The 19,314-nt window shown below is 71.6% G+C and carries 16 protein-coding genes and 1 pseudogene; 11 read left to right on the forward strand and 6 right to left on the reverse strand.

Annotation, left to right across the window (positions count from 1 at the left end):
- Positions 1–11 precede the first annotated feature (11 nt).
- Both IE251_RS28380 and IE251_RS28385 read left to right on the forward strand, forming a co-directional pair.
- Positions 12–977, forward strand: coding sequence for an NADP-dependent oxidoreductase (locus tag IE251_RS28380; protein WP_229896978.1), 966 nt, complete (start codon positions 12–14; stop codon positions 975–977).
- Positions 978–980: 3 nt separating this feature from the next.
- Complete coding sequence (locus tag IE251_RS28385; protein ID WP_189755841.1) at positions 981–1,601, forward strand: nuclear transport factor 2 family protein; 621 nt, start codon at positions 981–983, stop codon at positions 1,599–1,601.
- 63 nt (positions 1,602–1,664) lie between these two features.
- On the opposite strand, the gene IE251_RS28390 is transcribed toward IE251_RS28385, so the two are convergent.
- Complete coding sequence (locus IE251_RS28390; protein ID WP_189755842.1) at positions 1,665–2,354, reverse strand: NADPH-dependent F420 reductase; 690 nt, start codon at positions 2,352–2,354, stop codon at positions 1,665–1,667.
- Between the two features lie 244 nt (positions 2,355–2,598).
- Between IE251_RS28390 and IE251_RS28395 the strand changes: the two genes are divergently transcribed.
- The 5 genes from IE251_RS28395 (at position 2,599) to IE251_RS28415 (ending at position 9,131) form a co-directional block, all read left to right on the forward strand.
- Positions 2,599–3,939, forward strand: coding sequence for a sugar phosphate nucleotidyltransferase (locus IE251_RS28395; protein ID WP_229896979.1), 1,341 nt, complete (start codon positions 2,599–2,601; stop codon positions 3,937–3,939).
- A 44-nt stretch (positions 3,940–3,983) separates the two neighbouring features.
- The gene (locus IE251_RS28400) at positions 3,984–4,673 is read left to right on the forward strand and encodes an SDR family oxidoreductase (protein ID WP_189755843.1); all 690 of its coding nucleotides are present in this window, start codon (positions 3,984–3,986) and stop codon (positions 4,671–4,673) included.
- Positions 4,674–4,753: 80 nt separating this feature from the next.
- On the forward strand, positions 4,754–6,901 hold the full coding sequence (gene glgX, locus IE251_RS28405) for a glycogen debranching protein GlgX (protein WP_189755844.1): 2,148 nt from the start codon (positions 4,754–4,756) through the stop codon (positions 6,899–6,901).
- Positions 6,902–7,355: 454 nt separating this feature from the next.
- Positions 7,356–8,264, forward strand: a complete 909-nt coding sequence (locus tag IE251_RS28410) for a ScbA/BarX family gamma-butyrolactone biosynthesis protein (protein ID WP_189755845.1) — start codon at positions 7,356–7,358, stop codon at positions 8,262–8,264.
- Between the two features lie 3 nt (positions 8,265–8,267).
- Positions 8,268–9,131 (forward strand): haloacid dehalogenase-like hydrolase, encoded by an 864-nt coding sequence (locus IE251_RS28415; protein WP_189755846.1) that lies wholly within the window; start codon positions 8,268–8,270, stop codon positions 9,129–9,131.
- 73 nt (positions 9,132–9,204) lie between these two features.
- Here IE251_RS28415 and IE251_RS28420 read toward each other — a convergent pair whose 3' ends face one another.
- A complete protein-coding gene (locus IE251_RS28420; protein ID WP_189755847.1) occupies positions 9,205–9,918 on the reverse strand; it encodes an EthD domain-containing protein in 714 nt (237 codons plus the stop codon).
- Between the two features lie 140 nt (positions 9,919–10,058).
- The gene (locus IE251_RS28425; RefSeq protein WP_189755848.1) at positions 10,059–11,402 is read right to left on the reverse strand and encodes a helix-turn-helix domain-containing protein; all 1,344 of its coding nucleotides are present in this window, start codon (positions 11,400–11,402) and stop codon (positions 10,059–10,061) included.
- A 284-nt stretch (positions 11,403–11,686) separates the two neighbouring features.
- Here IE251_RS28425 and IE251_RS41780 point away from each other — a divergent pair, with 284 nt between their 5' ends.
- A complete protein-coding gene (locus IE251_RS41780) occupies positions 11,687–11,821 on the forward strand; it encodes a hypothetical protein (protein ID WP_267926397.1) in 135 nt (44 codons plus the stop codon).
- A gap of 34 nt (positions 11,822–11,855) precedes the next feature.
- Positions 11,856–13,043: a glycogen synthase gene (glgA, locus tag IE251_RS28430; protein WP_189755849.1), complete on the forward strand. Its 1,188-nt coding sequence runs from the start codon at positions 11,856–11,858 to the stop codon at positions 13,041–13,043.
- 189 nt (positions 13,044–13,232) lie between these two features.
- On the opposite strand, the gene IE251_RS28435 is transcribed toward glgA, so the two are convergent.
- Positions 13,233–13,820, reverse strand: a complete 588-nt coding sequence (locus tag IE251_RS28435) for a pyrroline-5-carboxylate reductase (RefSeq protein ID WP_229896980.1) — start codon at positions 13,818–13,820, stop codon at positions 13,233–13,235.
- Positions 13,821–13,837: 17 nt separating this feature from the next.
- On the opposite strand from IE251_RS28435, the pseudogene IE251_RS41285 reads away from it, so the two are divergent.
- Positions 13,838–13,966 (forward strand): annotated as a pseudogene (locus tag IE251_RS41285) (TetR/AcrR family transcriptional regulator); the annotation flags it as partial.
- 152 nt (positions 13,967–14,118) lie between these two features.
- On the opposite strand, the gene IE251_RS28440 reads toward IE251_RS41285, so the two are convergent.
- Together IE251_RS28440 and IE251_RS28445 are read right to left on the reverse strand one after the other, a co-directional pair.
- Positions 14,119–15,648, reverse strand: a complete 1,530-nt coding sequence (locus IE251_RS28440; RefSeq protein ID WP_181793548.1) for a helix-turn-helix domain-containing protein — start codon at positions 15,646–15,648, stop codon at positions 14,119–14,121.
- 260 nt (positions 15,649–15,908) lie between these two features.
- Positions 15,909–16,637 carry a DUF4232 domain-containing protein gene (locus tag IE251_RS28445; RefSeq protein ID WP_189755851.1) on the reverse strand — a complete coding sequence of 243 codons (729 nt, stop codon included), beginning with the start codon at positions 16,635–16,637 and terminating at the stop codon, positions 15,909–15,911.
- Positions 16,638–16,974: 337 nt separating this feature from the next.
- On the opposite strand from IE251_RS28445, the gene IE251_RS28450 reads away from it, so the two are divergent.
- Entirely contained in the window at positions 16,975–19,305 is a 2,331-nt protein-coding gene (locus IE251_RS28450) for a helix-turn-helix domain-containing protein (RefSeq protein ID WP_189755852.1), read from the forward strand.
- Positions 19,306–19,314 lie beyond the last annotated feature (9 nt).

Below are 19,314 nucleotides of genomic sequence, written 5' to 3' on the forward strand. Positions count from 1 at the left end.
AGGAGCAGCACATGCCTGCGATGATGCGCGCCATACGCCAGCACGAGTTCGGCGGGCCCGAGGTCCTCCGCCTCGAGGAGGTGGAACGCCCCGAACCGCTGTGGACCGAGGTCCTGATCCGGGTGCACGCCGCCGGCGTCAACCCCGTCGACTGCAAGACCCGTGCGGGAGGCGGGATCTCCGACAGCCAGGGCAAGCTGCCCATCACCATCGGCTGGGACGTCTCCGGAGTGGTCGAGGCCGTCGGTTCCGGCGTCACCCGGTTCGCCCCCGGTGACGAGGTGTACGGCATGGTCAACTTCCCGCGCGTCGGCGAGGCGTACGCGGAGTACGTCGCCGCCGACTCGCGTCAGCTCGCCCGCAAGCCGGCCAACATCTCCCACGTGGAGGCCGCGGCCATCCCCCTCGTCTCGCTGACCGCCTGGCAGTCCCTGGTGAGCGTGGGCGGTGTCGGACCGGGCAAGCGGGTCCTGGTGCACGGCGCCGGCGGCGGCCTCGGGCACCTCGCGGTGCAGATCGCGCGTGCCCGCGGTGCCTCCTACATCTACGGCACGGGCCTGGAGTCGCAGGCGGACATCCTGCGCGGCTGCGGGCTGGACGAGCTGATCGACTACACCAAGCAGTCGTTCGAGGAGATCGCGCACGACGTCGACATCGTGGTCGACACCGTGGCCGGTGACAACGGCCTGCGCTCCGTGAAGGTCATGCGCCCCGGCGGCGCGCTCATCTCCCTGCCGGTCCCGCCGAGCGAGGCCACCCTCCAGGAGGCCGAGCGCAGGGGAGTGCGGGCCGTCTCGCTGACGGTCGAGGGCGACCGGGCCGACCTGGAGGCGATCACCGCACTGGTCGAGGCCGGCGCCCTGCGGCCGCACGTCGGTGACGTCCTCCCGCTGGAGCGGGCGGACCAGGCCCACGAGATCGTCGAGTCCGGCCGCTCCCGCGGCAAGGTCGTCCTGCGCGTCGTCGAGGGGGAGTGAACGATGCCCATCATCAGGGTCAGTCTCATGGAGGGGTTCGCCAGCCGCGCCGAGCAGGCGCAGATCGCCTACGGAATGACCGAGGCGCTGGTGGACGTCATGGGAGACCTCGTGCGTCCGTACGTCTACGTCACGGTGGACGACCTGCGGGCGGGTGCCACCGCCGTGGGCGGAACGATGCTGACCGAGGTCGATGTGCGCGACGGCATCGCCACCTCCGACCGGCTGCTGACCGACCGTCCGCTGCCGCAGCAGATCGAGGCGGCGTACGCGGCACTGGGCACGGGTGACGAGGAGGCGATCGCACAGTACTGGGCGCGGGACCTGACCTGGTCGGTGCCGTCGGACAGCCCGCTGGCGGGTACGTACGAGGGGCTCGACGCCTTCCTCGGTTACCTCGGCAAGCGGCCCCGGCCGTTCTCCGGCGACGCCCGGCCCGCTCTCATCAGGGGGTCGGTGTCGCTCCAGGTGCGCACCGAGACGGCGGCCGGCGACGCGGAGCCGGACCGTGAGCCGGCGCTGGACGTCATCCACGAGCTGACGTGGCGTGACGGCAAGGTGATCGCCGGCCGTGAGGCCCGCTTCGGGGCCGGCAGCGCCTGCGCCGACTCCTACTGGGGCTGACGGCGGGCGCGTGGCACGACGCAGGGGCGGTCCACGCGGGACCGCCCCTGCGGCACGTCCGGATCAGCCGGCCTGCTGGATACGGAAGTTGAAGTTCCAGTGGCCGAGGCTGGTCCACAGCTGGATCCACAGCGGCAGAGTCTGCTCCGTGGCCCGGGAGGCGGTGATGTCGCCGAGGTCGATCAGCGCGTCCTCGGGCCAGCCGAAGGCGAGCAGCAGCCGCGACACCTGCTCCTTGGCGTCGGCGTCGTTGCCGCACAGGAAGACGTGGTGGTCGCCGGGCACGAGTGAGGGCTCGACCATCACGGAGCAGTTCATGGTGTTCAGCGTCTTGACGACCCGCGCGTCCGGGAAGGCCCGCTGGATCTGCTCACCGAGGCTGTCCGTGCCGACGGGGTTCAGGAAGGGGGGCATCCCCTGGGAGAAGTCCAGCGGGTTGGCCACGTCGATGAGCAGCTTGCCGGCGAGGTTGTCGGCGCCGGCCGCCCGCAGGGCGTCGAGGCTGGACATCCCGGCCGTCGCGTTGACGACGGTCTCCGCGGTGGAGGCGGCTTCCTCGAACGTGGCGAGGGCGATGTCCGGGTGGGCGGCCGACCAGACGGAGAAGGGCTCGTTGCCGTAGCCGTCGGGCTCGGTGTTCTCCAGCGTACGGCGCACGTCACGCGTGCCGATGGTGACCTTGTGGCCCAGGTCCGAAAGCTTCGCTGCCAGGGTTCGTCCGACGATGCCGGTGCCGATGACGGCGTAGTTCATTGGGGGTTCTTCCTCATCTGCCGATGGAGGGACTCTGACGCGACTCAGTGTATTGCCAACTGTCAAGTCGAGCGTCATGTGAGTCGTCTGACGGTGACTCGGCTGGTTCCCGATTTCCTACTGAAAACAGCACAGTTTGCTGTCATTGAGGTCGTCATGTAGAGTCATGAAACGCTTGACAAGAGGAGTGCGGGCGTTGTTCCATCGTGCTGTTGGGCGCCAATCAGCGGGGAGGAGACGGCGGATGCACCGGATGGAAGAAGAGACGGTCGGGATCATCCTGGCCGGCGGGCGTGGGGAGCGGGCGAAGCCGATCACGCTCGAATCGTCGGACTACATCAGGAGCAAGGCGCTGATCCCCTTCGTGGGCCGCCCGCTCATCGAATGGGTGGTCAAGGCGTGCCGGGAACAGGGCATCCGCCGGTTCTACGTGGTCGCGCAGGGGCTGGAGAACCGCAACCAGATCAAGCTCGTGCTGGGGTACGGCGAGGCGTACGGCGTGGAGATCCGCTACTCACGCTCGCGCTTCGACCGCTACAACGTGGGCTCGGGCGCCGCCACGCTCCACAACATCGAGCAGTGGGACCTCGGCGGCCAGGCCCTCGTACTGCCGATCGACTCGGTGTTCGACTTCTCTCTCGAGGAGATGAACGCGACGCGCCTCGAAAGCAACGCCGTGGTCACCATCGCCACGGTGGAGCGCACCGCCGAGGAAGTGGCGGGCAAGTACGGCGCGCTGCGCACCGACGGCAGGGGGCTGGTCGAGGGCTTCCTGGAGAAGCCGGGCCTGAGCGAGATCGGGCAGATCTTCCCCGACGCCCTCGGCGGAGACGCGTACATCCCGACGAACGCCGGCATGTACCTGATCGACTGTGCCCAGCTGCGCCGGGCTGCCCGGGACCCGGAACTGCTGCGCATGTCCCAGCAGCGTCTGGACTGGGGATCCGACCTGCTGCCCTGGCTGGTCGGCCACGGCCACCCGGTGGCCGCCCGGCGCATCCGCAGGCTGGGCGACCTGGGCAACGTCGCCGACTACCTGCACACCCTGATCGACGTCCTGGACGGCGACTACGAGCAGATGAACGACCTGATGACCGCCCCCGACTCCACCCACCCCCGCTACTGGATCCACGAGTCCAGCCTCCGCACGAAGGACTCCCGGACCGGGACGACGCTGGCCGAGAAGATCGAGAACGGCAGCGTCGTCATCGGACCCGGCGTGCGGATCGGCCGGCACGTGGAGGTCGGCCCCGGCGTCGAGCTGGAGTACGCGGACATCGGCGACGGCGTGGACCTCCACGAGGGCGCCCGGCTGTCCCGGACGGTGTGCGGCGACGCCGCGATGGTGGGGCCGTACGCCCAGATCAGCGACGCGTATCTGGGCCCCATGGTGCAGGTCCGGTCCAGCCGGCGAAAGCCCGTCCGCCTGGACGACTACTCGGCCATCGGGGACGGAGCCCATCTGTGGGCCGGGACGCGCCTGTCCGGGATCAGCGTCTACCCGCGCCTGGAGGTGCCCGCGCTGTCCGGGCTGCCGCTCGGCACCACCCTCACCAGCGCCAGCGACATCCTGCGCTGGGTCTGACCGACGGCTTTCGTCCCGCCACCCTCAGTTGACCTGGAGTACTCATGGACCGACCCATCACCGTGATCGGCGGTACCGGCAGTGTCGGGACCCTGATCGTCCGCAAGCTCCTGGACCGCGGTGAGCGAGTCCGCGTGGTGGGCCGCAGCGGACTGCGTGCCCAGAACCTGCCGGAAGGCGCGGTCTTCTTCCCCGGTGACGTACGCGACTGCGGGACGCTCACCACGCCGCTGGCCGATGTGTCGGCCGTGGTCTTCAGCGTCGAGCCCGGTACCGCCAACACCGGCCCCGACAGCCCGAAGACCACCATGTACCAGGGCGTCTGCAACGCCCTGGCCGCCGCGGGCGCGGACGGCAACCGGCCGCACTTCACGCTGATCAGCCAGATCTTCGTCACCCGGCACGACCACCCGATCAACGCGTGGGGCGGCATGCTCGACTGGCGTCTGGCCGGCGAGGACGCCGTACGCGAGTCGGGGCTGCCCTACACGGTCATCCGCCCCGGCTGGCTCACCCAGGTCCGCCCCGGGCAGGAACGGGTCCGGCTCGAACAGGGCGACCGCGGCGAGGGCAGTGTCTCCCGGGAGGACGTGGCCGAGGCGGCGGTGCGGTCGCTGGCCCTGCCGTCCGCCGACGGTCTGACCTTCGAGATCTTCAACGAGCCGGGTGCCCGGCGCACCGACTGGAACGACCTGTTCGCCTCGCTCGACCGCGACCAGGTGCCCGTCGGCTGACCACCGCCACCGTTCCTGCCGTCGGTGTGCCCGACGCTCAGCAGATGTCAGTCCCGTATCGCCCAGGAATGGCTAACCACATGACCACGAGTCGCCTAGATGACACCCGGGTGTGCCCGCCCACGACGGTCAAGGCCGTCACGCCCGGCAGACCTCAGCCGCTGGGGGCAACGCCGGACGCGACAGGCGTCAACTTCGCCGTCTACTCGGAGCGGGCGACGTCGGTCGACCTCCTGCTGTTCGACCACTGCACCGACGAGCGGCCCAGCCACGTCATCACGCTGGACCCCCAGCGCAACCGCAGCTTCCACTTCTGGCACTGCCACGTCGAGGGCCTCCAGCCGGGGCAGGTGTACGCGTACCGGATGGACGGCCCCTCCCACACACGGGAACTGGGCACCCGGTTCAACCACCGCAAGGTGCTGCTCGACCCCTACGCCCGGGCCAACACCAACGAACTCTGGGACCGGGTGCACGCCATCGGCCCCGAGGACAACTGCGCCTACTCGATGCGCAGCATGGTGGTCGATCTCCACTCCTACGACTGGGAGGGGGACGAGCCGCTGCGCACCCCGCTCGCCGACACCGTCATCTACGAGATGCACGTGCGGGGCCTGACCGCGTCCCCGACCTCCGGCAGCGAACACCCGGGCACCTTCTCCGCCGTCGTCGACAAGATCCCCTACCTGAAGGAACTCGGCGTCACCGCCGTCGAGTTGCTGCCGGTCTTCGACTTCGACGACCGCCAGGTGCTGCGCACCGGCCCGGACGGCCGGCGGCTGCACAACTACTGGGGCTACGACTCCTTCGGCTTCTTCGCGCCGCACACCGGCTACTGCGCCACCCCCCATCTGGCGACCCACATCACCGAGTTCCGCGACATGGTCAAGGAACTGCACAAGGCCGGCATCGAGGTGATCCTGGACGTCGTCTTCAACCACACGTCCGAAGGCAACGAGCACGGGCCCACCATCAGTTTCCGCGGCCAGGCGAACGAGGTGTACTACCACCTCTGGCCCGAGGACCGCCGGCACTACATGGACTTCACCGGCTGCGGCAACGCCGTCAACGCCAATCACCCGGCCGTGGCCAAGTTCATCATCGAGTGCCTCGAATACTGGGTGACCGAGCACCATGTGGACGGCTTCCGCTTCGACCTGGCCTCGGAGCTGTCCCGTGGCGCCGAGGGGTACGAGATGGACGTGCCGCCGGTGCTGTGGGGCATCGAACTGTCCAGCGTGCTCGCCGAGACGAAGATCATCGCCGAGCCCTGGGACGGCGGCGGCCTCTACCAGGTCGGAAGGTTCCCGGGGAAGCGCTGGTCCCAGTGGAACGGGCCGTTCCGCGATGACGTACGCCGCTTCGTCCGCGGGGACGGCGGACTCGTCGGCGCCGTGGCCAGCCGCATCGGCGGGTCACGCGATCTGTTCCACAAGGACGGGGAACTGCCGACCAACAGCATCAACTTCGTGACCTGCCACGACGGGTTCACGCTCAACGACCTGGTCAGCTACGACCACAAGCACAACCACGCCAACGGCGAGGCCAACGCCGACGGCGCCCACGAGAACTTCAGCTGGAACTGCGGAGTGGAAGGACCGACCGACGATCCGGAGATCGACCGGCTCCGCGTCCGCCAGATCAAGAACCTCGCCGCCATCCTGCTGCTCAGCCGCGGCGTGCCCATGCTCCTGGCGGGCGACGAGTTCCGCAACAGCCAGAACGGCAACAACAACGCCTACTGCCAGGACAACGAGCTCTCCTGGCTCGACTGGGACCAGGCGGACAAGGAGACGGAGGTCCGCGCCTTCTTCCAGCGGATGATCGCGCTGCGCAAGAGGTACGAAGCCCTCCACGAAGCCGCCTTCTTCACCGGGCGGCGCAACGCGCGCGACCTGCCGGACGTCGAATGGCACGGCGTCGAACTCGGCAAGCCCGGCTGGGAGGACACCGAGGCCCGGGTCCTGTCGTACACGCTGGCCGGCTTCGGCGACGACCCCGACCTGCACGTGATCCTCAACATGTTCCACCTGGGCCTGGACTTCGAGCTGCCCCGGATCCCGGGCCGTCGATGGGCGCGCGTGGTGGACACGTCGTACGGCGAGGGACAGGACGTCCTGCCCGAGGGACGGGAAGCCGCGCTGGAACGGACGGACGTCTACCACGCGAACGGCCGGAGCGTCGTCGTTCTGGTGTCGGTGCCGCGATCCGACGACGGCGAACAGTAGCCGACGGCACCCCACCCCGCGACGAGGCCCTTCCCCTCCCGACTCCGGTCTCCCCGGCATCCGAACCAACCCCCGCGCCGGATGCCGGGGAGACCGGGCGGTTCAGCGGGCTGAACCACCCGATCGGATCCGTGGCCGATTGTCCACCGTGCTCCGCTCGCTCGTGAGCTGCGCCGACACCGAACGACTCACAGGTAGCCGGGCTGTGCAACATACTTTCCCGGCAGTATCGTTCCGTGCGCTGCTCGGATCTCGACGAGGCGACCCGATCGCATGCATGGCTGGTTTTCAAGGCGTGATACGCCTTCGGGGGGAGCACCGCGGGCCCCCTTGTGATCTCAGGAGTCTTGGGGAGGGTCTCATGAGGACGGTCGCACAGCATGCCCGTGACGTGGGGGTACCAGGAAATCGGCAACCCGGCGTACGTCCCGGCGATCCGCCCCCTTCCTCGCTGGTGACCGACGGCGTCCGCGCGAGCGACGGGCGGGTGCTCGTCGGTGTGCGGCTGCCTCGGCGGCACGCCCTGTACGAGCCGGACGCCGAGGGCCACCACGACCCCCTGCTCATGGCCGAAGCGACACGGCAGGCCATGATCCACGCGACGCACGCGTTCTACGGAGTGCCCCTCGGACACCATCTGATCGTCCGTGACCTCGGCTTCCGCATCGAGGTTCCGGAGCTGCTCCGCACCGGCCCGGCACCGCTGCAGGTCGAGGTCGAACTGCGCCGGACGGAACAGGGCGGCCGGCCGGCCGGACGCACCCGGGCCCGGCTGGACGCCGTGTGCCGGGTCGCGGGGCGGCGCTGTGCCTCCATGACACTCACCTGTCTCGCCGTCGGCAGCCGGATCTACGAGGCCCTGCGCACGCCGGCCCGTCCCGCCCCCGTTCCCCGCGCGCGGCGGTCGGACGAACCGCTGCCGGCGGCGGAGGTGGGCCGGTCCCGGCAGGACGGCGTACTGCTGAGTCCCGCCGGCCCGGACGAGCGGCGCGCCCTGCTGTGGCCCGACCCCGCACACCCGGCGTACGCCGACAGCGCCCTGGACCACGTGCCGGTCATGGTGCTGGCCGAGGCGTTCCGGCAGGCCGGGTACCGGGAACTGCGCCGCCGTGGGGGCGAGGGCAGCCGGCCGGGGCTGGTGGCGCTGGACATCTCCTTCACCGCGTTCGCGGAGCTGGGCGACGCCGTGGTCCTCTCGGCCGCGCGGACCTGCGCGGGCACCGCCGGATCCGGGGCGTCCGTGCATGTCACGGCCGCACAAGGCGGGCAGGTGGTGGCCGCGGGCACGGGCGTGTACGTCACCGCACCGGCGACCGGGCACCCGGCGAGCGCTGTCCGGCCCCGCCCGACGGATGTGTGGTAGCCCATGGAACTGCGGTACCTCACGGCGTTCTGCGAAGTGGCCAAGGAGCGCAGCTTCACCCGGGCCGCCGGCAATCTGCACTGCGCCCAGTCCACCATCACCGGTTACGTCAAGCACCTGGAGCACGCGCTCAGCACCGAACTGATCCGGCGCGGCGGGCGGCAACCGGTCGAACTGACCGAGGCCGGGGCGCTGTTCCTCGTCCGGGCCCGGCAGGTTCTCCAGGTCATGGAGACGGCGGACCGGGAGATCCGGGGAGTGGTGGAAGGCTCTCCTGCCGGGGGAGCGGCCGCGCCGGCGTCCGTGGTGGCCTTCTTCGACATCGACGAAACCCTCATCAGGGGCAGGAGCATGCCGGACTTCGTGGCCCACTGCCGCCGGCTGGGCCTACGGATCTCCGCGCGCGGGGTCCCCGAGGGCTGTACCCCGTCGGAACTCGCGCGTGCCGGACGCTCCTGGGTCGAGGCCGAACTGGCGCAGGAACGTTTCTTCCATGAGCCCGTACGACAGGCCCTGCGCCGGCACAAGGAGGACGGACACCATGTCGTCCTCGTCACCGGAGCGTTCGAGGCATGCGCCCGCTCCATCGCCGAGGCCGTGGCGGCGGACGACGTCCTCACCGGCGACAGCACGGCACCGGCCGCCGGACGCGACCAGGCGGAACGGGCCAGGGCCGTGATGCGCCGGTACGGGGCCCGCCCCGTGGACTGCTATGCCTACGGCAACCACGCCGGCGACCTGCCGTTGCTGCAGTCGGTCGGGCACCCGGTGCTCGTGGGCGACGATCCCGAGCTGGACGTCTGGGCCCGGCAAGGCGGCTGGCTCCGGTTGCCCGGCGTGGAAACGAGCCGGGCGAGCCGTATCTGAGGACGCCGACGCCCTCCCGGGGCCTTTGCCGAGAGGGCGTCGGCTGTCACGCGTCGGGCGCGCGGCCCGGGCCTCAGCGCAGCAGGCGCTCGGTCCGGGCGAGGAGGGTGACGGCGTTGTCGCCACCCCGGGCGAGCAGTTCCCGGAACGCGCCGGGGTCCTGCCGCACCCCCCGGGTGAAGTCGGTGAGCGTGGGCCACCACAGCTGGCGGGCGCCGAGGAACGGCGGGGTGTCGCCGTGGACGGTGCGGTCGGGACGGTTGCGGGTGTGCCGGAGGGCCCCGACGCGGCGGCCGAGGGCGCCGTCGTCCTCGCCGGCCCAGTCCGGACGCCCCTCGGGCCGGACGAACTGCAGGAGCTGGACGGACACGGGGAAGTCCAGGTAGTTCCACTGGGCATCCGCGTAAGCGGCGCCGTCCCGCACACCGGCCCGGGCCTGGAGGACCTCCTCCGTGGTGCTCAGCCACCGGAGCCTGGACCGGTCGCACCACAGGTCCTCGTCGGGCTGGACGTGGTCGGTGAACTGCGGTTCGTCGCTGAGCGCGAGCGCCTCCCCGGGGCTGTCGAACCCCGAGATCGCGACGCCCTCGTACTCCGTGGTCGCGGCGGCGAGGTACTCCGTCGTCTCGGCGTCGAGCAGTTCGGCGCGGATCCTGTGCGCCTGGGCGTAGCTGGTCAGTCCCGGGACGAGGCGGCCCATGGTGCCGTGCGGGTGGCGCCAGTGGTCGTGGAACTCCTGGAGCGTGAGACCCTCACGAGGCGCGACGAGGGCGAAGAAACGGATCACGCGTGGGCTCCTTGCTGGTGGGGCCGGGAACGGAACGCCGCCCCGTGCCTGTGGAATGTGGTACGCGCCTTTCTCGCCGAGGGCTCCCGTGCCGGTGCCGGACGGCACCGGGCGGGCGGCACCGGTGGAACGCGGCGACTTCACCGCCCCTGGGTGCTCAAGGAGTTGCTGACCTGGGGCAGCGGGGTCAGGCCGACCATGGACAGCGCGGTCCGGTAGGCGTCGGTGGCCTTGTCGGGCTCCTCGCACCGGGACCACAGGTCGGCGATGGCACGCCAGAGACGGGCCGTGCTGCGACCGTCCTCGAGGTGCCGGACCTGGCGCTCGGCGGTGCGCAGCAGCGAGGCGACGCCGGCCCGGTCGCCCGAGAGCATCGTGGCCTCGGCCATGGCGAGCCGGGCGCGCACCGCTTGCGGACGCGGCTCCGAGCCGAGCAGCCCCAGCGCCCGGTCGGCGCGCGCCAGCGCGGCATCGGCCTGCCCGAGCTGGAGTTCGGCGAAGGCGAGGCCGATCTCGCAGCTCGCGCGCTCGACGTTGTTGCCCACCTCGATGAGAGCGGAGTGGGCCTCTTCGATGAGCTGCTTGGCGCGGGCGGTGTCCGAGCCGGGGACGAGCAGCATGATCCAGCCGCAGTTGTACTTGAGCATGGCCAGGTGGCGCGTGTTGTCGCCCTCGGCCATCAGGACCAGGGCGCGCTCGATCAGGGCGAGCGCCTCGCTCGAGTGTCCCCGGGACTCGGCCACCAGTCCCGCGTTCCAGTAGACCGCGCCGCGCCCGGCCCGCAGCCCGGTGTCCTCGGCCTTGTCCAGGAACCTGTTCGCGAGCAGTTGCGCCCGCGTGAGGTCACCGCGCTCCGTGTAGCACGCCACGAGGGACGAGCCGAGCTGCAGATGGTCGTCGGTGATGTCGAGGCCGAGGGCGTTCAGCTGGGCCAGGGCGTTCTCGCCCAGTTCGATCGCCAGCTTGAGATCGCCGGCGAGCCGGTAGCACCGGCACAGGGACACGGCCAGCTGCGCCCACTCCGCCGAGCCGGGCACCGTCTCGTCGTCGGAGTACAGCTCGTCGAGCAGGGTGATGGCCGCTTCGAGGCGGCCGAGCTTCTCCAGTGCCTGCGCCTGGCCGAGGCGGGCCCGGCGGACGGTCGCGGCGTCCAGCTGCGAGGAGTGGCCGAGCGCCTCGCTGTAGGCCTGGAGGGCCTCGCCGTCGTCGCCGTTGCGCAGGGCCATGTCCGCGAACGCGACCTTGAGCCGCAGTTCCTTCGCCTGCGAGTCGGCGCGTCCGCTGCGCAGGTACTCGACGGAGCAGGAGAGCTTCTCCGCGAGCGCCCGCAACACCGCGTCGGACGGTGACCGCTTCCCCGATTCGATGAGGGACACATAACTGGCGGACACCTCCGGTGACGCCAAGTCCTGCTGCTGCAGCCCCTTCTGTCGACGCAACTCGCGAATCCGAGCGCCGATCGAGGCTCCCTTGCTCTGTTCCATCTCACTCCTTGGCCCTCAGACCTGCCTGACTCATGCCTACTTGCATGACTCACCGTTGTCAAGTCTCGTCGGTGACGCTTGTCGAGTCGGGCTGTCACATGGGGTTTTTACCTCGCCTTGGTCGTCGCTGCGGGCCGGTGAAACGTCCGCCCTCCGCGTGACCAGCCAGCACGCCGCCGGGGTGGCTGTATACCGACGCATGACTTGAATTGACTTAGTGAGTCATGAGTGTTTGACTCATCGTGTCAAGCGAATCCCACCCAGTGGGTTGTGAAGGGGTTGTCATGTTTGTCAGGCTCGTTTCTCTCGTGATCATCGCTCTGCTGGCCGTGACGTCCGGTGCCGCGGGCGTGGCCGTGGCCGACACGGCGGGCACCGAGCAGCAAGTCACCGTCAACGACCTGCTGCCCTGCTGCTGAGTTGCCACATCACGACACTGGAGGGGGGCGGTCGATGCGCATCGACCTGATGACTCGGGAGTACCCGCCCGAGGTGTACGGGGGAGCGGGTGTCCACGCGGCGGAACTCACCCGCGCGCTGCGCCGCTTCACGGAGGTGCGGGTCCGGGCGTTCGGGAACCCGGTCGCCGAGCCGCACACCACCGGGTACGGGGTGCCGGACAGCCTGCGGGACGCCAACCCCGCGCTGCGGTCGCTGGGCATCGACGTACGGATCGCGGCCGACGCGCGCGGCGCGGACCTGGTCCACAGCCACACCTGGTACGCCAACGCGGCAGGTCACCTAGCGGCACTGGTGCACGGCATCCCGCACGTCATGACGATGCACAGCCTGGAGCCGCTGCGCCCGTGGAAGGCCGAGCAGCTGGGCGGCGGCTACGCCCTCTCCGCGTGGCTGGAGCGCTCCGCCGTCGAAGCGGCCGCCGGGGTGATCGCGGTGTCGAGCGCCATGCGGGACGACATCTGCGAGGTCTACCCGCAGGTCGACCCCGGCAGGGTCCATGTCATCCACAACGGGATCGACGCGGAGAACTACCGGCCGGATCACGGAACCGCCGCGCTGGACCGCCTCGGCATCGACCCGGGCCGGCCCATCGTCCTGTTCGTCGGCCGGGTGACCCGGCAGAAGGGCCTGCACCACCTTCTGCGCGCGGGCTTCGAGCTCCACCCGGAAGCCCAGCTCGTGCTGTGCTGCGGCCAGCCGGACACCCCGGAGATAGCCGCGGAGGTGGACGCCCTCACCGAGGAGCTCGGACGGGCGCGCACGGGTGTGGTCCGCGTCGACGAGATGCTCGACCCCCGCTCGCTGCGCCAGCTCCTCACCCACGCTTCGGTCTTCGTGTGCCCCTCCGTGTACGAGCCGATGGGGATCGTCAATCTCGAGGCGATGGCCTGCGGCACGGCCGTGGTGGCCTCGGCCGTCGGAGGGATTCCGGAAGTCGTCGAGCACGGACGCACCGGCCTGCTCGTCCCGCTGGAGCGGGACCCGCGCTCGGAGTCCGGAGAGCCGGCGGACCCGGCCCGCTTCGCCGGAGCCCTCGCGGAGGCCGTCAACACCCTCCTCGAGGACCGGGACCTGCGCGCACGCATGGGCCGGGAGGGACGCCGTCGCGTGGAGACCGAGTTCACCTGGGACCACGCGGCCCTGAAGACGATCGAGGTGTACAAGTCCCTGACACGGTGACCGGGTCGACCCCCCACGGGAAGGTGCCGCCGCACCCTTTCCGGCCCCCGGTGAGGCGGGCCGGGAAAAGGGGTGCGGCGGCATCAGCCGGTCGACCGGTGGGGCCGGCGGGCGCGCCGGCTGTCGACGGGTACCGCACCGGCGAGCGACACCACCCCGCCGATCAGTACCGGGGCGGTGGGCGAGCTTTCACCCCAGGTCGGCGAGGAGGCTGTCCAAGGCCCCTTCGAGAGCCGTGGAGTTGGCCGGGCCGAACCAGGTGGTGCGGACGCGCTCGTTGTTCCCGGCGGGTGTCTCGTGGTCGGCGGCGAGTCGGTGCAGAGGGCGGGACCCGTCGCTCAGGGAACGGCCGGCGTTCTCGAAGAGGCCGCGCACATACCGGTCGGCGATGTCAGGGGCGATGCCGTGGCCGGCGGCCCACGAGGTGAGCGTGGCGAGGTAGGCGTAGTGGGCGGTGAGCGTCCCGGTCAGTGCGGAGAAGACGTTGAACGCCGCCTCGTCCGTGACGGGGAGCGCTCCGCCCAACCGCTCGAAGAGGGAGTCCACCGCCGGGTGCGAGGGGAACGTCACGGTGACGGAACGGCGCTCGCGCACGGCGGGCAGCGGGATGGCGCGGATGACCGGGGCGCGGGTGACGAGGGTTCGGCGCAGGTCGTCGACGGCGAGCCCGGCGATCAGGCTGACCAGGATCTTGCCGTCGTCCGGTGTCAGCCCGGCGAGGGCGGCGTGATGGTCCTGGCGGCGTACCGCGAGGAACACCACATCGGCGCGGTCCACCACCTCTTGGTTGTCGGCGCATCCCCGCCCTGGCCCACTTCGCCCGCGAGGTCCGCCCCCTCGCGGCGGACCGCCGTGCCGCGTTCGAAGAGATCCTCACCGCCCAACTCGCCCACATCGAAGCCCGGACGGCCGCACCGGAGTGAGAGCGCCGGGTGACTGTCCGGAGGGGCCGGGCCGGAGCGCGGCCGGAGAGCACGCCGCCGGCGCAAAGTCCCGGAGAAGTCCCAGAGATGCCGCCGCACCCCGTCCGATCCGCTGAACAGCAGGTCGGACGGGGTGCGGCGGTACCGGCGTATCAGATGTCCCGGAAGATCTCGATCTGCGCCCCGATCGAGTTCAGGCGCTCGGCGAGGTCCTCGTAACCGCGGTTGATGACGTAGACGTTGCGGAGCACGGACGTGCCCTCCGCCGCCATCATCGCCAGCAGGACGACCACCGCGGGGCGCAGGGCCGGCGGGCACATCATCTCGGCCGCGCGCCAGCGGGTCGGGCCCTCGACCAGGACCCGGTGCGGGTCCAGCAGCTGGAGCCGGCCGCCGAGGCGGTTGAGGTCGGTCAGGTAGATGGCGCGGTTGTCGTAGACCCAGTCGTGGATGAGGGTCTTGCCCTGCGCCGTGGCCGCGATGGCCGCGAAGAACGGCACGTTGTCGATGTTCAGGCCGGGGAACGGCATGGGGTGGATCTTGTCGATCGGCGCCTCCAGCTTGGAGGGGTGCACCGTGAGGTCGACCAGGCGCGTACGGCCGTTGTCCGCGCAGTACTCGGGGCTGCGCTCGTGGTCGAGCCCCATCTCCTCCAGGACCGCCAGCTCGATCTCCAGGAACTCGATCGGGACCCGGCGCACCGTCAGCTCCGACTCGGTGACCACGGCGGCGGCCAGCAGGCTCATCGCCTCGACCGGGTCCTCGGAGGGGGAGTAGTCGACGTCGACGTCGATGTTCGGCACTCCGTGCACGGTGAGCGTGGTGGTGCCGATGCCCTCCACCTTCACGCCCAGCGCCTCCAGGAAGAAGCACAGGTCCTGGACCATGTAGTTGGAGGAGGCGTTGCGGATGACCGTGACGCCGTCGTGGCGGGCGGCGGCCAGCAGCGCGTTCTCGGTCACGGTGTCGCCGCGCTCGGTCAGCACGATCGGCCGGTCCGGGCGGACCGAGCGGTCCACCTGCGCGTGGTACTGGCCCTCGGTGGCCGCGATGTCCAGACCGAACCGGCGCAGGGCGATCATGTGCGGCTCGATGGTCCGCGTGCCCAGGTCGCAGCCGCCGGCGTACGGCAGCTTGAAGCGGTCCATGCGGTGCAGCAGCGGGCCGAAGAACATGATGATCGAGCGGGTGCGCACGGCGGCCTCCGCGTCGATCGCCGCCATCTCCAGCTCGGCGGGCGGGACGATCTCCAGGTCGACGCCGTCGTTGATCCAGCGGGTCCGCACGCCGATGGAGTTCAGTACCTCCAGAAGGCGGTACACCTCCTCGATGCGCGCCACCCGGCGCAGCACCGTGCGCCCCTTGTTCAGCAGCGACGCGCACAGCAGGGCCACACACGCGTTCTTGCTGGTCTTGACGTCGATGGCGCCGGACAGACGGCGACCGCCGACCACGCGCAGATGCATCGGACCCGCGTAACCCAGGGACACGATCTCGCTGTCCAGGGCTTCACCGATTCGGGCGATCATCTCAAGGCTGATGTTCTGGTTGCCGCGCTCGATGCGGTTGACCGCGCTCTGGCTGGTGCCGAGCGCCTCCGCGAGCTGCGTCTGCGTCCAGCCCCGGTGCTGCCGGGCGTCACGGATGAGCTTGCCGATGCGTACGAGGTAGTCGTCTGACATGACCTTGAGGCTATCTCAGATATGAGATGGCGCTCGCCAGGGGGGTCCGTTCGGGTGACGGAGTGACGCAGCGTCAGCCGGTCGGCCGTACGGGAGGCCGCCGGGCCGGGTGCGAGGGGCCCGTACGCAGGCCCGCCGGAGCCGCGGGGGCGCCGCGCCGGGGCCGCGTGGGGGTGCGGTGGGAGGCGCGCACCCTCCGCCGCGAGGGCCGGCCGTGTGCCGTATCCCTCGCGACGGTGGGGGCGCGCCGGTGCCGGGACTCAGAAATCGTCCGCGCCTTCGCGCAGTTCGGGGGTCCAGTAGCCGGTGAGCGCCTTGGCCGGGTCGACGGCGATGCCCTCGCTGCCGGGCGCGGTCACGGCGATGACCGTGGGGTCGCCCTCCAGCATGACGGAGAACGCCGACACGGGCTCGACGTCCTCGTCGACTCCGCCGTCCGACAGCTTCACCAGGGCGTAGGCCGGGGCTCCCGGCGTGAGCACGACCGGCGCGGCCGGCTTGCTCTTGGCGACGGCCGGAACGTCCTGCTTGTGGCTCTCCAGGAACTGGACGTGCGGGAAGCCCGTCAGCCGGCAGGCGTGGGAGGAGGTGTTCTTCGCCGTGAGGACGATGTGGGTGTAGGGCGGACCGTCCTGCGTGGCGGCGCTGACGGAGAGGTTCCCCGCGGTGCACAGCGGGGCGGAGTCGGAGGCCCGCTCACCGGTGGTGCCGGCCGAGCCGGAAGAGCCGCTGGAGCCGGCCGAGCCCGCGGAGTCCTTCGATCCCGTCGAGCGCGCCGAGCCGGCCGAACCCGTCGCCCCGGACGCGCCGGCGCCCTTTTCGCCGGCCGGCCGGGCGGTCACCTCGGACGCCGCCACGGTCGCCGCCACGGTGGCCTCGGGAGTGGCCGAGGACGTGGTGTCCCCGTCGCTCGAGCAGGCGGTGAGGGAGAGGACGAGAGCCGTGCCCGCGACGGCGAGCAGCGCGGAGCGGTGACGCGGAGTGTTCATGGAGGTTCCCCCTGGAGAGTGCGGGGCCGCGGCGCGGTGCCGTCGGCCGAGGTCGTGCTGCGGTGGTGCGAAGTCGTGATGCCGGTGGTGCGCGGTCTTTTCCGTCGACGGCGGGTGGTCGGAGCCGTCCGGGAGCGTGTGCGCCCCGCAGGCGCCGACCCGTTCCGAGCCGGCCGGGTGCGTGTGCGCCCCCGAAGCGCCGACCGTTCCGCGTCGGCCTTCAGTCGATCACTTCCGGTCTGTGTCGCCCAGGCGGTTCCCCCGGCAGAAGTACCGTCGGCCATACTTCTGCCGGGCGCTCGCAACCGGACGAGCCGGACGAACGGGGACATCGACGGTGCGCGACGGCACGCCATCCAGTGAGGGTCACGGCACGCCGCCCAGCGGGGACTTCGGGCAGCGGTTGCGTCGGCTGCGGGCCCGTGCCGGACTGAGCCAGGAAGCCCTCGCGCACGCCGCCGGGGTGAGTGTCAGGGCGCTGGCGGACATGGAACGCGGGCGTACCCGGGGACCGCAGCGCCGTACCGTGCGGGCGCTGGCCGAAGCGCTGGGGCTGGACGACGACGAGGCGGCGGGTCTGGAGGAGGCCGCCGCCCTCGGCCGTCCGCGACCCCGGCCGGCCACCGGACCGGCCGGCCCCGGCCCGCTGGCCCTGCCGCGCGACATCCGCGACTTCACCGCGCGCGGCCCGGCCCTCGCCCATCTGCTGGACCTGGCGCGGGACACCGCCGAGGACCGGCCGGTGGTCAGCGTGGTCGCCGGGCAGCCCGGTCTGGGCAAGACCGCGTTCGCGGTGCACGCCGCGCACCGCCTCGCCCCGCACTTCCCCGACGGCCAGTTCGCCCTGGACCTGCACGGAATGGACCCGGAACCGACCACGCCCCGGGACGCGCTGGCCCGGCTGCTGGGCGCGCTGGGGGTCCCCGACGCCGCGCTGCCGGCCGGCACCGACGACCGCGCCGGCCTGTGGCGGTCCCTGACCGGTGAACGGCGCCTGCTCCTGCTGCTGGACAACGCCGCCGACGAGGACCAGGTCGCCCCCCTGCTGCCCGGCGCCGGCCCGTCCCTGACCCTCGTCACCAGCCGTCACGCCCTGGCGGGTCTGGAGTCCGTGCACCGCACCGATCTGGCCCTGCTGCGGCGCGAGGAAGCGGTGGAACTGCTGACCCGCATCATCGGCCCGGACCGGGTGCGGGCGGAGGCACAGGCGGCCCGCGACCTCGCCGACCTGTGCGGGCACCTCCCGCTGGCCGTCCGGATCGCCGGCCAGCGCCTCCTCAGCCGTCCGCACGAACGCCTCGCCAAGCTCGTCGCCCGCCTCGCCGCCGAGGGCCGGCGGCTGGACGGCCTCCAGGCCGGAAACCTGCGGGTGCGCGCCGCCTTCGCGCTCTCCTACCGTCAGCTCCCGCCGGACACCCGGACCTTGCTGCGCCGCGCCGCGCTGGCCGCCGGCGCGGACTTCAGCCCGGAGACCGGCGCGCTGCTGGCCGGCCTGTCCCACGACGAGGCGGTCGCCCGCGCCGAGGAACTGACCGACGCCGGTCTGCTGCAGAGCGACCCCGCCGCCGAGCGGTACCGCTTCCACGATCTGCTGAGGCTCTACGCGGCCGAACAGGCCGACGCCGAGGACGGCCCCGAGGTCCGGGACGCCGCCCTGGACCGGACCGCGGACTGGATGCTGCGCCGGGCCACCGCCGCCGCGCTGCACTTCGACGTCGACCACGAACGGACCGCGCCGGGGGCGGACCCCGACCCGGACACGGCGCCCACCGGCCGGGACGAGGCACGGGCCTGGCTGGAGGCGGAGCGGGCCCAGTGGCTCGCCGCGCTGCGCCGGGCCCACGCGGCCGGCCGGCACCGGCAGGTCCTGGACACGGCGGAGGCGATGCACTGGTTCTCCGACCTCAACCAGCACTGGGAGCAGTGGGTGGAGGTGTTCCAGCGCTCCGCCGATTCCGCCCGCGCCCTGGGCAGCAGGCGTGAGGAGGCGGTTCACCTCAACTACCTCGCCTGGGCCCACAACCTCTGCGTCCACGACCCCCGTGCCGCGCTGACGAGCGCCGACGCCGCGCTCGCGGCGGCCCGCGACTGCGGGGACGGGCTGCAGGAGGGCTGGGCGCTCGGCTACGGCGCGGGCGCGCTCAGCCGGCTGGGCCGTACGGAAGAGGCCCGGGAGCGCCTGCGCGGCGCGGCCCGCCGGCTGGCCGCCCATCCCTCCCCGCAGGCCCGGCTGGCCGAGCTGACGGTCCTCAACAGCCTCGGCACCCTGCTGCGCCAGACCGGCCGGGCGGACGAGGCCCTGGACATCCACCGGCGCAGCGAGCGGATCTGCCGCGCGGGGATCCCGGGCCGGACGGAAGAGCTGATGGCGCTGTACCACGCGGTGGCCCGGCAGCAGATCGGCAACGATCTGGCGGCCCTGGAGCGCTGGCAGGAGGCCGAGGCACCGCTGCGGCAGGCCCTCGCCGCCTTCGAGGCGGCGCAGATGCCGGCCTGGGCCTCACAGGCCCGGCTCGACCTCGGCCAGGCGCTCGGTGCCGCGGGGCACCCCGAGGCCAGGGAGACGCTGGTCGCCGCCCGCGCCGACCTGAGGGCACTGCGGAGCCCGCGCCAGGCCGAGGCCGACGCCGCGCTCGCCGCGCTCGGCCGGAGCACCGCGGGCGCCTGAGGTCCCGCT

This window comes from Streptomyces eurythermus, from assembly GCF_014649115.1.
In the GTDB taxonomy this organism is placed as follows: domain Bacteria; phylum Actinomycetota; class Actinomycetes; order Streptomycetales; family Streptomycetaceae; genus Streptomyces; species Streptomyces eurythermus.